The sequence below is a fragment of the Nocardia sp. NPDC050718 genome (assembly GCF_040654235.1).
Taxonomy (GTDB): domain Bacteria; phylum Actinomycetota; class Actinomycetes; order Mycobacteriales; family Mycobacteriaceae; genus Nocardia.
The window spans coordinates 278,906-291,148 of sequence record NZ_JBFAHQ010000002.1 but is presented as its reverse complement, the minus strand read 5'-3'; the positions used below and the strand labels follow the sequence as shown (position 1 = coordinate 291,148).

Below are 12,243 nucleotides of genomic sequence, written 5' to 3'. Positions count from 1 at the left end.
CTGTCCGTTGGCGGCGATGTCGAGCGGGACTAAGCGGTGTAGCGGTAGAACCCCTCCCCGGTGGCGGCGCCGAGTTTGCCCTTGTCGATGTAGTTCTCCTTGAGCCAGGCCGCGAGCTTCTTGTGCGCGTCGTTGCCGTTGACCAGGATGTTGTACGGGGTGCTCAGGCCGACGATGTCGAGGATCTGGAACGGGCCCATCGGGGCGCCGGTGGCGATGCGCCAGGTCTCGTCGACCGCGGCGGGTTCGGCGTAGCCGCCCGCGGCGAGTTCGATGCCCGAGTTCAGGAACGGCACGAGCAGCGAGTTGAGGACGTAGCCCGCCTTCTCCTTGTGCAATTCGATCGGAACCATGCCGATGGCCCGGGCGAACGCGACCACGGCCTGGAACACCGCCGGATCGGTGCGCTCGGTGCCCATCACCTCGGCGGTGTTGAACTTCCAGACGTGGTTGGCGAAGTGCAGCGCCAGGAACCGGTCGGGGCGGCCGGTGGCGTCGACGATGTCGCTGGGCAGCAGCGTCGAGGAGTTCGTCGCGAACACGGTGCGTTCGGGCGCGAGCGTCGCGAGCTTGCCGTAGAGGTCGCGCTTGATCTCGAGGACCTCGGGCACCGCCTCGATGATCAGGTCCGCCTCGCTCGCGGCGACGGCCAGATCGGTGGTGAGCGTGATACCCGCGGCGGTCGCTGAGGTGTTGCTCGCGTCGGCGCCGTCGACGTCCTGCTGGTACACCGTGGCGAGTTCGTCGAATCGGGCACGCGCCGCGGTGATCGCCTTGTCGTCGATGTCGTAGGCGGTCACATCGAAGCCGTGGAAGGCGGTCTGGAACGCGATCTGGGATCCGAGCACCCCCGTCCCCAGGACGGTCACCCTGCGGAATTCGATCGTCATGCGTCATCCTCCCAGTCGGGAAGCGGACCCCCACGCCGCTCCGCGTTTCGGTTGCCGGTGTCTCCACCGCCGTCCATCATGGCCCGGGAAGCTGAGCGCGCGGTGTGAAGAAGCCCCGCGTTTCGGACATCCCGGGCGGAACGCCGGTAACAGTTCGGCACACCGCCGCGGTGGGTCAGCCCGCGGTGACCAGTCCCTCCGCGACCATCCAGTCGCGGGCGACGTCGGCCGGTTCGCGGCCGCCGATGTCGACCTGGCGATTGAGCTCGGTGATCACCGCGTTGGTCAGCCGCGCGGAGATCGGCGCCATGATCGACGCGACTTCGGGGTGCGCGTCGGCGAACGGGCCGTGCATGACCAGCGCGGCGTTGTACTTCGGGAAGAAGCCGCGATCGTCGGCGAGCAGCACCAGATCCAGCGCCGGGATGCGGCCGTCGGTGGCGGCGACCGAGCCGAACCGGCACTGCTTCGCGTCGGCCGTCGCCTGGTAGACGAGCGCGTCCTGGACGATCTGTTTCGGCACGGCACCGACATCGATGCCGTACTTGCGGGCCATTCCCGGGTAGCCGTCCTGGCGGACGTTGAACTCGGTGCCCACGCAGGTGCCGGCCGCGGCCGGGTCCTTCGCGATCAGGGCCGCGTAGTCCGACAGCGTGCGCACCCCGGTCTCCTCGGCGGTGCGCCTGCTGGTGACCAGGGCGTAGGTGTTGTTCATCGGCGCCATCGCGGCCCACACCATGTCGTGCTCGGCGCGGTCGGCGTCGCGGACGAGTTCGAACTGGCGTACCTCGTCGGGTTCGGGTGTCTCGTTGCCCAGGTAGTTGATCCAGCCCGTGCCGGTGTAGTCGTAGGCGATGTCGACCTGACCGTGCAGCTGGGCGTCGCGCAGGCTGTTGGAGCCCTGGATATTGGTCAGGTCACGCACGTTCGCGCCCGCCGCGGTGAGCGCGAATTCGATCAGGTAGCCGAGGATGTTGGCCTCGGTGAAGTCCTTGGAGCCCACGGTGACCGCGACCCCGTCGAGCGCGGGCACGGCCACGATGCTGCCCGGTCCCACCGGCAGCGGCACCGAACCGCCCGACTGCAGACCACAACTCGCCAGCAGCAGCACCCCGGCCACGCCGAGCCATCGGGTGATCCTCACCGCAACCCCCTCGGTCCGAGGAACTGTTCGGCCAGTGCGCCCAGCCAGTCGACGAACAGGGCAAGGGCCACGGCCAGCACCGCGCCCACCGTCAGGGTGACGGTGTCGCGCAGCTTGTAGCCGGTGTCGATGAGGATGCCGAGCCCGCCCGCGCTCACCAGGAACGACAGCGTCGCGGTGCCGACGGCCAGCACCAGCGAGGTGCGCAGCCCGGCCAGGATGTAGGGCACCGCGAGCGGGAACTCGATGCGCCGCAACACCTGCGCCGCCGACATCCCCTGCCCGCGACCGGCGTCGACCAGCGCCGGGTCGACCTCCTGGTAGCCCAGGATCGTGTTGCGCAGCACCGGCAGCAGCGAGCAGAACGCGATCGGCGCGACCCCCACCCAGAATCCGGTGGTGCGGGTGACCAGGTAGCACAGCACGATCAGGCCGATGGCGGGCGCCGAGGCCCCGATATTGGCGATGCCGACGAAGATCGGCGCGAACCCGCGGAAGCCGGGCCGGGTGAGCAGCGTGCCCAGCGGCACCGCCACCGCGACGACGATGATCACCACCGCGGCGGTGATCAGGATGTGCTGCCAGGTGACCTCGGCGATGTTGCCTGCGCTGATGCTGGCCTGCTGGGTGAGCGTGAGGTCGCGCCGGAACGCCCACACCAGCACGCCGACGGTGAGGATCAGCACGATCACCGGCTGCACGAGCAGCCGCAGGAATTCGGCGCGCCGCTGCGCGGCGGGGGCGGCGGGCGCGTTCGCGGTCATGCCTGGACCGTCTCGGCGGTCCCGGCGGCGGCCAGGTGGCTGATCAGCGTGTCGACGGTGACCACGCCCGCGAACGCGCCGGTGTTGTCGACGACCACGGCCGAGGCCGTGCGTTCGGTGAGCAGGATCGCGAGCGCGTCCTGGAGGGTGGCGTCGGTGGGCAGTGTGGTCCGGATCGGGGTTCCGAGGTCGCGCAGTGAATTCGCGTGCGCGAGTTCACCCGCCGCGATCCGGCGGGCCGGGGTGCGGTCGGCGGCGAGGACGATGCCCCAGTCCTGCCGCGCGGTGCGCAGGCGGTCGGTGAGGTCGGCCGGGGCGGTGTCCTCGGGGACGGCGATGCCCTGGTCCAGGTCCAGGTCGGCGAGGACGGCGAGACCGAGGCGGTCGATGGTGGCGGTGTTGCCGACGAACCCGGCGACGGTGTCGTCGGCGGGGGCGGCCAGGATCGCCGCCGGGGTGTCGTACTGGAGGATGCGGGACCGCTCGCCCAGGACGGCGATCCGGTCGCCGAGTTTCACGGCCTCACCGAAATCGTGGGTGACGAAGACGATGGTCTTGCCGAGTTCGCCCTGCAGGCGCAGCAATTCGTCCTGGAGCAGCGCGCGGGTGATCGGATCGACGGCGCCGAACGGCTCGTCCATCAGCAGGACCGGCGGATCGGCCGCCAGCGCCCTGGCCACCCCGACGCGCTGCTGCTGCCCGCCGGAGAGCTGGCGCGGGTAGCGGCCCCGGTACACGGCGGGGTCGAGGCCGACGAGGCCGAGCATCTCGTCCACGCGGGCCTGGGTGCGCTTGCGGTCCCAGCCGAGCAGGCCCGGCACCGTGGCGATGTTCCTGGCGACGGTCAGGTGCGGGAACAGCCCGGCCTGCTGGATGGAATAGCCGATGCCACGGCGCAATTCGTCGGCGTCGATGGCGGCGGCGTCGCGGCCGCCGATGGTGACGGTGCCCGAGGTCGGCTCGATCAGCCGGTTGATCATCCGCATGGTGGTGGTCTTGCCGCACCCGGAGGGCCCGACCAGGACGACGATCTCCCCGGCCGGGATGGTCATGCTGACCTCCTCGACCGCCGGATCGGGCTGGTCGGGATAGCGCTTGGTGACCCGGTCGAGCACGATCTCGACCCCGGAGACCGCGGCGGTGCCGGTGGTGGTGTCGGTGTCAGTCACGAATTCCCCTCGAGATGGTGAGCCGGCCGAGCAGCATCAGGACGCCGTCGAGCGCGAGTGCGAGCACGACGATGAGCACGGTCCCCGTCAGTGCCTGCGGCACCGCGTTCGGGCTGCCCAGGCGCGAGAGCCCGGAGAAGATGAGATTGCCGAGGCCGGGGCCTTTCGCGTACGCGGCCAGGGCCAGGATGCCCATGATCATCTGGGTGCTGACCCGCATCCCGGCCAGGATCGACGGCCACGCCAGCGGCAGCTCGATCGCGGTCAGCAGCCGCAGCCGGTTCATCCCCACACCGCGCGCGGCGTCGATCACCGCCGGATCCACCGACGCCAGCCCGAGCACGGTGTTGCGCAGGATCGGCAGCAGCGCGTACAGCACCAGCGCCACGATCGTCGGCCCGACCCCGAGGCCGAGGAACGGGATCAGCAGGCCGAGCAGCGCGAACGACGGGACGGTGAGGATCGCCCCCGCGCTCGCGGTCGCCGCCGCGGAGCCGAGCGGGCTCCGGTACACGAGCACCCCGACGAGCACCGCGACGATCGTCGCCAGCGCCAGCGACTGCACCACCGCCGACACGTGCAGAAACGAATCGACCAGCAACTGCTCGCGCCGGTTCACCACGAACGACCACAACGCGTCCAGGGTCCACCTCCCCGTAGTTCGGCGGCCACACCGGGCCCTGTCCCCCGGAATGCCCACCCCGACCTCGGGTGAAACACCCCGTCACCACACCCCCGCCGCAGTCTGCGACGCTCGAATCTGCCTGCGCGAAACCACGTTTCGCCGGCGCCGAATCATCCTACGCGCCGCGCCTCCCGCACGGGGGCTGTTCCCGGCACCGGCCGTGCGGCAGTAGCTCGCCGCTGCGGCCGACAGTGTTCCGGCATCGCGGTCGTCGGGCGGACCCCGCGTTGCGCGGCGTCGGGCGTCCGCGGTGCGGAGGCGACGGGACACCCGCGTGATCCAGCGTTCTCGCACGGACAACGCTTCGGCGTGTCGGCCACCGGCTCGGTGTTCTCGCGCGGGCAGCGCACCCAGCGAGGTTCGGCCACCCCGGTTCAGCGATCGGCCTCGGCCAGTTCGGCTTTGACGACCGCGTAGGCAACGGAGGGGCTGTAGCCGCGTCGGGCGAGCATGTCGACGAGGCGACGGGTGACCTTGGCGCGGTCGAGGTCGGCGGGGATCGCGCGGAGTTTGCGGCGGACCAGGTCGGCGGCGGCCTGATCGTCGCCGGGGACCGGGCGGCGCGGCGCGCGCCGGTCGGGCACCAGATCCGGGTCGGCGGTGTCGCCGGGTCCTTCGCTGTCGGCCCGGGTGCTGACCGCGCGTGACCATCGGGAGCGGTCTCGGCGCGGGATGCCCTGGTCTCGGCCGTCCGGGACCGGCTCGGTCTCACTGTCGGCGTGGTCCGACGGATCATCCTCCGGTCGTTCGGGCCGTCGGCGATCGTGGGACCGCCCGGTCGCGCTCGAATCGAGCCCGGACACCCGGCGCGGCGGCGGGGGTGTCTGTTCGAAGCCTGCCTCGGCGAGCTCGGCCGTGACGACGGCGAACGCCGTGGACTGGTCGTAACCGCGCCGGGCCAGCATGCCGACGAGACGGCGGACGGCCTTGTCGCGGTCCAGGTCTCGGGACAGGGTGGTCAGTTTGCGGCGCACCAGGTCGGTGGCGCGGGCGCGTTCGGCGTCGTCGGTGACGCTCGCCAGCGCGTTCTCGGCCTCGGCGGGGGCGACGCCCTTGTCGCGCAGTTCGCGCTGTAGAGCGCGCTTTCCGCGGCCGGAGTACGTATGGCGCTCGTGCACCCACTGTTCGGCGAAGGAACCGTCGTCGACGAGGCCGACTTCGGCGAGCCGGTCGAGCGCGGCCGCGGTCACCTCGAGCCGGAAGCCCTTCTCCCCGAGGCGCTTCTCCAGCTCGGCCCGGCTGCGGGCGCGCACCGCCAGCAGATTCAGGCAGGCGTCCTTGGCCTGGTCGACGGTCGCCTTCGGACGGTCGCCCGGGGCGAGCCGGCGTGTGCCGGCCCGCCTGTCGGGCTCTCCCGGCTGGGATCCGGCCGCCACCGGATCCACCTGCCGCCCGTCGTCACCACCGACGCCGGTCGACAGGGAGTCTTTCTCGCGCCGGCCGGACTTCCGTCCGCGCCGGGCGCCGCGGGGCCGTGCCCCGCTCCCCCACTCTTCATGATCATCCCCGATCCGCGCAGCGGAATCGTGTGGTTGATCATGATCGGCGAATCCGGTCGGGTGCGCGCGCTGCGGATCGCCCGCACCCGACCGAATTCCCCTGGCGTCCAGTTCGGCCCGGTGTACCCGAGCCGACCGGACGAGTTCGGTGTCCGCGCTGTCGCGGTGACGGTCTCGCCGCTGCGGCGGTTCCGGCGCCACCTCGATGCCGAGGCGGGCCAGCTGCCTGCGCATGTCCTCGACCGGATCCACCGCGTCGCGGGGCGCCCGGCCGCCGGAGGTCGGCGAGCCCATCGGCTAGAAGTCGGCGGGCGCGTCGGCCTCGGCGGTCAGGTCGGCGCCGATGCCCAGCTTCTCCTTGATCTTCTTCTCGATCTCGTCGCGCACGTCGGTGTTCTCCAGCAGGAACTTGCGGGCGTTCTCCTTGCCCTGGCCCAACTGGTCGCCCTCGTAGGTGTACCAGGAGCCGGACTTGCGGATGAAGCCGTGCTCGACGCCCATGTCGATGAGCGAGCCCTCCTTGGAGATGCCCTGGCCGTAGAGGATGTCGAACTCGGCCTGCTTGAACGGCGGGCTCACCTTGTTCTTGACGACCTTCACGCGGGTGCGGTTGCCGACCGCGTCGGAGCCGTCCTTGAGGGTCTCGATGCGGCGCACGTCCAGGCGCACGGAGGCGTAGAACTTCAGCGCCTTACCACCGGTGGTGGTCTCCGGCGAGCCGAACATGACGCCGATCTTCTCGCGCAGCTGGTTGATGAAGATGGCGGTGGTGCCCGAGCTGTTGAGCGCACCGGTCATCTTGCGCAGCGCCTGGCTCATGAGGCGGGCCTGCAGACCGACGTGGCTGTCACCCATCTCGCCCTCGATCTCGGCGCGCGGCACCAGGGCGGCGACGGAGTCGATGACGATGATGTCGATGGCGCCGGAACGCACCAGCATGTCGGCGATCTCGAGCGCCTGCTCACCGGTGTCGGGCTGGGAGACCAGCAACGCGTCGGTGTCGACGCCCAGCTTGCGGGCGTAGTCGGGATCCAGCGCGTGCTCGGCGTCGATGAACGCGGCGACGCCGCCGGCGGCCTGGGCGTTGGCCACCGCGTGCAGCGCGACCGTGGTCTTACCCGAGGATTCCGGGCCGTAGATCTCGACGACGCGACCGCGCGGCAACCCGCCGATACCGAGCGCGACGTCGAGCGCGATGGAGCCGGTCGGGATGACGGAGATGGGCTGGCGGGCCTCCTCGCCCAGACGCATGACCGCGCCCTTGCCGAAGCTCTTCTCCACCTGCGCCAGTGCCAGCTCCAGCGCTTTGTCGCGATCGTAGGCCTGCGGTGCCATGATGTGGTCCCCTTCTCGAGGTGAGTGTCTCTCTGGTTGGCGCCCACAGTAGAGGCCGGCACCGACAAGTTCTGGCGCTCAGATTAGTCGAACACCCATTCGAGTCAAGCGACGCGCCCGGCAACACGCGAGGACCCGCAAACCCGGCGCACATCACACACCGCGGACCCCGCCGTCACCGCTGCGGCAGCACCGAATCGTCGCCCTCGGCGCGCGGCCCGAAGATCCGCCGCTCGGATTCGTCGATCCGCACGTCGTTGATGCTGGCCTCGCGCCGCGCCATCCGCCCGTCCGGCGCGAACTCCCACTGCTCGTTGCCGTAGCTGCGCCACCACTGCCCGGCCTCGTCGTGCCACTCGTACTGGAAGCGCACGGCAATGCGGTTGTCGTGGAAGGCCCACAGGTCCTTGCGCAGGGCGTAGCCGTTCTCGGTGGACCACTTGCGGGCGAGGAACTCGACGATGGCGGCGTGGCCGGTGAAGAACTCGTCGCGGTTGCGCCACACCGAATCCTCGGTGTAAGCCGCGGCGACCCGCTCGGGATCGCGGGTGTTCCAGGCGTTTTCGGCGGCGAACACCTTGGCGCGCGCGGATTCGAGGTCGAAGGGTGGCAGTGGCGGTCGCACGGGGGACCCCTTCCGGAATGTTAACTAGCTATCCAGCGTTGACAGGTTAGACAGTAGGGTGACCCGGCAGTGCCGTCAACCCGTGAAATCGCGACAGTGGTTAGGAGATGAGTTGGTAACCTCAGGCATGCGCGATCCCCGTCCGCACACCGGCGAACCACCGGCTCTGGACCTGCTCAACACGCGGTGGGCGGGCGCCACCCCCGGTGACCTGCTCACCGATCTCGACGGGCTGCGGCTGTGGCTCGAGCTCACCGGACTCGCCGACCGCGTGCCCGTCGACGAGCACACCCTCACCGCGCTGCACACCGCCCGCGACGCCGTCCACGCGGCGGTCACCGCCGCCGATCCCACCGCGCTCAACCAGGTGCTCGACCGGGGCAGGCTGCGCCGTGAACTCACCGCCGACGGCCCGCGCGACATCCCCGAGGTGGCCGACCCGGCCTGGCTGCCGGGCTGGCTCGCGGCCGACGATCTGCTGCGCCTGATCGCCGCGGCGCCGCACCGGATCCGCCAGTGTGCGCACCCGGACTGCGTGCTGTTCTTCTACGACACGTCCAAGAACGGCACCCGGCGCTGGCACTCCATGGCGACCTGCGGCAACCGCACCAAGGCCGCGCGGCACTACGCCAAGACCAGCTGAGCGCCGCAGCGCCACGGCCTCAGAACAATTCGTCGAGCAGCCGGTAGTACTCGAGCTTCGCGCGGTCGGGCCCGGTCAGGCCGTAGGCGGTGAAGAACGCGGCCACCGCGTCGATGCCGAAATCCCCGGCCAGGTCGCGCTCGGCGAGGGCCAGATCGCGATAGCGGTCGGCCACCCCTAGCGCGCCGACATCGATCAGCACGCCACCGGCGAGCACATTGCCCGGGGTGAAGTCGCCGTGCGCGACGACCAGATCCTCCTCGGACGGGCGCTGCGCCACCAGGTGCTCGTGGATCGCCTCGGGCGCGAGTTCGCTGTGGTCGGGGTCGAAATCGGCGGTGTCGGCGAACTCTTCGACGACCTGCCTGCGGGCCTGCGCGAGGGTCACCTCGAGGCGGCCGTCGAACGGGCAGCCGGTGACCGGCAGGGCGTGCAGCGCACGCAGGGCCCGCCCCATCACGGTGCCGACCTCGGCCGGATCCCCGGCCAGATCGGTGAGCGAACGGGCCTCGGCGTCGGCCAGCACCAGGATGTCCTCGGCGAAGGCGGCCACGGCGGGCACCGCGATGCCGTTGTCGCGCAACCAGATCAGCCGATCGTGCTCGGCGACGGCGCGCGGCCCGCGCTTGATCCAGTACCCGCCCGACCGCGCGAGATTGCCGCCACGGCCCTCGTGATCGTCCGACCACGCGGGCACCGGGCCGAGCAGCTCGGCGATCGCGGGCGGCAGCGGCAGGGCCAGGTCGTCGAGATGGTCCAGGGCCGCCCGGGTGGACTCGATGAGTTCGGAATCGCCGTCGGCCACCCGCAGCCGCATCGCCTCGTTGAGCAGTTCCCGCGCCTCCCGCGGCCGGTGCTGCTCGGCCAGCGACTTGCCCAGGTGATGGGCGGCGAAGGAGACGAGCTCGGGATCGAGGGCGCGGCTGGCGTCGAGCGCGCGCCGGTACAGGATCTCCGCGGGCGCGGGTTCGCCCTGGTAGCGGTACACGTCGGCGAGGTTGATCCACACGGTGATCCGGCGCCGCTCGGTATCGGCCAATTCCAGCGCCTGATCGAGCCGGTCGAGGGCCTCGTCGTGGCGGCCGAGCAGCATCAGCGCGATGCCGAGCCTGCGCAGGCCGCCGAAATCGTGGGGGTCGGCGACCGCGACCCTGGCCGCGAGCGTCTCGGGATCGACCGGGATCATCCGCAGCCGCTCGTCGAACCGGTACGGCCGGGTGTCCGGGTTCTGCGCTGTCACAGCCATGACCTGCTCACCATCGGGTTCGGGGAACATCGAAGTCGGCGCACAGGGCGCGCCACACATCTCGCGGGTCGACGCCCGCCTCGATCGCGGCGGCACCGGTCCGCCCGAGCGCCGGGATCACGTGATCGGCCAGCATGGCGTCGGCGCGCGCCACGCCGAACTCGGTGTGCATCAGCTCCTGGAATTCGGTCAACCGCACGAAGCCCAAGATACTCGCGCTCGGCGACACCCGACAGGGCCACCGGTGCCCGAGACCTCCCCCGCGACCCCGGGGTCAGCGCTCGGCGGCCTTCTGACAGATCTCGACCGGATCCTCGACCTCGGCCCGCCCGGCGGCGGCGCGCCGAGCCGCGGCGGTGTAGGCCGGGTCGTCGAGCACCTGCCGGACCGCGGCGCCGACCGCCTCCGGGGTCAGCGGCCGCACCAGCACCGAACTCCCCTGGCGCACCGCACGATTGGCCAGTTCCCACTGGTCACCGCCGCCGGGCACGGTCACCACCGGCACCCCGGCGGCCAGGGATTTCGCGAGCAGGCCGTGGCCACCGCCGCCGACGACCACCGCCGCCTCGGTGAGCAGGGTGTCCTGGCGGCCCAGCCCGGCGGTCGCCCAGGCGGGCAGCTCGGCCGGTGGGGTGTCGAGCATCGAGACGGCGGCCCGGACACCGAGCCCGGCCAGTCCGGCCAGCACGGTGTCGGCCATGGCGTCCACCCCCGTATGCGCGGTGGACGGGGCCACCATCACCAGCGGCGCGTCGCCCGGCGGGACCGGCAGGATCGCGTCGGTCGGCTCCCACAGCAGCGGCCCGACGATATGGGTGTCGGCGGGCCAGTCGGGCCGGTCGACCTCCAGCGCGGGCAGCGTCGCGACCAGCCGGGCGGTGGGGCCGGGATCCTCGGCGGGCAGGCCGATGCTCTCGCGCGCCGCCGAACGCTGCCGATTGCCCGCCTTGACCGCGCGGGCGGTCATCGTGCGCAGCACGCCGTCGCGCACCCGCCCGCGCACGCCCTCCCCCGGCGCGAGACCACTGCCGATCGGCGGCAACGCTTTCGAGGGCAGGTACAGCGGATGCGGGGACAGTTCGACCCACGGCAGGCCGAGCCGCTCGGCCGCCATCCCGCCGCCCGCGGTGAGCACGTCCGAGACGATCAGGTCCGGCAGCATCGCGCTGAGTTCGGGCAGGTTCTCGGTCGCGATGTGGGCGGCGCGTTCGTGGATGCGCGCGCCCGCGTCGGCGTCGTTGTCGGTGGGTCGCGGTGCCAGCCCCTTGAGCCTGCGCACACTGATGCCCGCGGCTCTGGCCGCGTCGAGCCAGCGCGGGCCGGTGAACAGCACCGGCTCGTCGCCCGCGGCCAGCAATCGCAGACACAACGCGATCGCGGGAAACGCATGCCCCGGATCGGGCCCGGCCACCACAGCTACTCGCATGCCGTCAGCGTGCCATACCTCCCGGCATGGTTCGCCGCGCCCAGCCGGCTACCGGCTGGTCGGCTACCGTCACGACGACAGCCGGGCGCGCGTCCGCCGGCCCGTCGAATCGCGAGGAGTGATCTGTCGTGCGGCCCGAAAACCCCACGCCCGACCCGCCGGCGGGCGAACCCGTCCCCGGCACACCCGAGCACGCGGCGCCAGGCTCGGGCGGCGCGATCGCCACGGTCGACGCGCTGCTCGCGCTGCTCGCCCGCTGCGCGGACGCCTGGGACACCGCCGACCGCACCGGTGATCCGGTCGACATCCTCGATCACGACCGCCAGTGCGCGGAACTGCTGCGCCGCGACCATCCCGCCGACGAGGAACTCCAGGTCGCCGGGCTGGTCCACGACATCGGGCACGTGCTGGTCCCCGGCGACGACGCGGGCCACGGCCGCCACGGCGCCGACGCGGTGCGTGCGTTGCTCGGCGAGCGGGTCGCGCGCCTGGTGGCGCTGCATGTGGTCGCCAAACGCTTTCTGGTGGCGACGGATCCGGTGCATGCCGCCGGACTGTCCGCCTCGAGCCTGCGCACCTTGATCGCGCAGGGCGGACCGATGTCGCCCGAGGAGGCGCGCGCCTTCCGCGGCGACCCGGACTTCGCCGCCGCGCTGGCATTGCGCCGTGCCGACGACGCGGGCAAGGTCGTCGGCTTGTCCGTGGCGCCGCTGCGGGAGTGGCGCCCGGTGATCGAGCGCGTCGCCGCCCTCGCCCGGCGCGGTCGGCGGGTGCGGACCGGACCCGGTGCGGACGCCGTCGGCTGAGCCCGCGCACC

The 12,243-nt window shown here is 71.6% G+C and carries 12 protein-coding genes and 2 pseudogenes; 2 read left to right on the top strand and 12 right to left on the bottom strand.

Annotated elements, in window-relative coordinates; all coding sequences use genetic code 11:
- Positions 1 to 29 precede the first annotated feature (29 nt).
- The 9 genes and pseudogenes from AB0H54_RS10800 to AB0H54_RS10760 form a co-directional block, all read right to left on the bottom strand.
- Complete coding sequence (locus tag AB0H54_RS10800) at positions 30 to 890, bottom strand: 3-hydroxyacyl-CoA dehydrogenase (protein WP_357344649.1); 861 nt, start codon at positions 888 to 890, stop codon at positions 30 to 32.
- 175 nt (positions 891 to 1,065) lie between these two features.
- Positions 1,066 to 2,034 (bottom strand): glycine betaine ABC transporter substrate-binding protein, encoded by a 969-nt coding sequence (locus AB0H54_RS10795; protein ID WP_357344647.1) that lies wholly within the window; start codon positions 2,032 to 2,034, stop codon positions 1,066 to 1,068.
- The gene (locus AB0H54_RS10790) at positions 2,031 to 2,798 is read right to left on the bottom strand and encodes an ABC transporter permease (RefSeq protein WP_357344645.1); all 768 of its coding nucleotides are present in this window, start codon (positions 2,796 to 2,798) and stop codon (positions 2,031 to 2,033) included. The genes AB0H54_RS10795 and AB0H54_RS10790 overlap by 4 nt, the downstream gene beginning before the upstream one ends.
- Positions 2,795 to 3,967, bottom strand: a complete 1,173-nt coding sequence (locus AB0H54_RS10785) for an ATP-binding cassette domain-containing protein (protein ID WP_357344643.1) — start codon at positions 3,965 to 3,967, stop codon at positions 2,795 to 2,797. The genes AB0H54_RS10790 and AB0H54_RS10785 overlap by 4 nt, the downstream gene beginning before the upstream one ends.
- The gene (locus AB0H54_RS10780) at positions 3,960 to 4,610 is read right to left on the bottom strand and encodes an ABC transporter permease (protein ID WP_357345701.1); all 651 of its coding nucleotides are present in this window, start codon (positions 4,608 to 4,610) and stop codon (positions 3,960 to 3,962) included. Before AB0H54_RS10780 ends, AB0H54_RS10785 begins: the two co-directional genes overlap by 8 nt.
- A 416-nt stretch (positions 4,611 to 5,026) precedes the next feature.
- Positions 5,027 to 5,197, bottom strand: a pseudogene (locus tag AB0H54_RS10775) (recombination regulator RecX); the annotation flags it as partial.
- A 288-nt stretch (positions 5,198 to 5,485) separates the two neighbouring features.
- Positions 5,486 to 5,920 (bottom strand): annotated as a pseudogene (locus AB0H54_RS10770) (regulatory protein RecX); the annotation flags it as partial.
- A 528-nt stretch (positions 5,921 to 6,448) separates the two neighbouring features.
- Positions 6,449 to 7,486: a recombinase RecA gene (recA, locus tag AB0H54_RS10765; RefSeq protein WP_019048052.1), complete on the bottom strand. Its 1,038-nt coding sequence runs from the start codon at positions 7,484 to 7,486 to the stop codon at positions 6,449 to 6,451.
- 175 nt (positions 7,487 to 7,661) lie between these two features.
- Positions 7,662 to 8,111, bottom strand: a complete 450-nt coding sequence (locus AB0H54_RS10760; RefSeq protein WP_357344641.1) for a nuclear transport factor 2 family protein — start codon at positions 8,109 to 8,111, stop codon at positions 7,662 to 7,664.
- A 127-nt stretch (positions 8,112 to 8,238) separates the two neighbouring features.
- Here AB0H54_RS10760 and AB0H54_RS10755 point away from each other — a divergent pair, with 127 nt between their 5' ends.
- Positions 8,239 to 8,754 (top strand): CGNR zinc finger domain-containing protein, encoded by a 516-nt coding sequence (locus AB0H54_RS10755; protein ID WP_357344640.1) that lies wholly within the window; start codon positions 8,239 to 8,241, stop codon positions 8,752 to 8,754.
- Between the two features lie 19 nt (positions 8,755 to 8,773).
- On the opposite strand, the gene AB0H54_RS10750 is transcribed toward AB0H54_RS10755, so the two are convergent.
- The 3 genes from AB0H54_RS10750 to AB0H54_RS10740 all read right to left on the bottom strand — a co-directional run bounded on the left by AB0H54_RS10750 (position 8,774) and on the right by AB0H54_RS10740 (position 11,426).
- Positions 8,774 to 10,000: a phosphotransferase gene (locus AB0H54_RS10750; RefSeq protein ID WP_357344638.1), complete on the bottom strand. Its 1,227-nt coding sequence runs from the start codon at positions 9,998 to 10,000 to the stop codon at positions 8,774 to 8,776.
- Between the two features lie 7 nt (positions 10,001 to 10,007).
- The gene (locus AB0H54_RS10745; RefSeq protein ID WP_218716463.1) at positions 10,008 to 10,199 is read right to left on the bottom strand and encodes a DUF3046 domain-containing protein; all 192 of its coding nucleotides are present in this window, start codon (positions 10,197 to 10,199) and stop codon (positions 10,008 to 10,010) included.
- 75 nt (positions 10,200 to 10,274) lie between these two features.
- Complete coding sequence (locus AB0H54_RS10740; RefSeq protein ID WP_357344637.1) at positions 10,275 to 11,426, bottom strand: nucleotide disphospho-sugar-binding domain-containing protein; 1,152 nt, start codon at positions 11,424 to 11,426, stop codon at positions 10,275 to 10,277.
- Positions 11,427 to 11,554: 128 nt separating this feature from the next.
- Here AB0H54_RS10740 and AB0H54_RS10735 point away from each other — a divergent pair, with 128 nt between their 5' ends.
- Positions 11,555 to 12,232: an HD domain-containing protein gene (locus AB0H54_RS10735; protein WP_357344635.1), complete on the top strand. Its 678-nt coding sequence runs from the start codon at positions 11,555 to 11,557 to the stop codon at positions 12,230 to 12,232.
- Positions 12,233 to 12,243 lie beyond the last annotated feature (11 nt).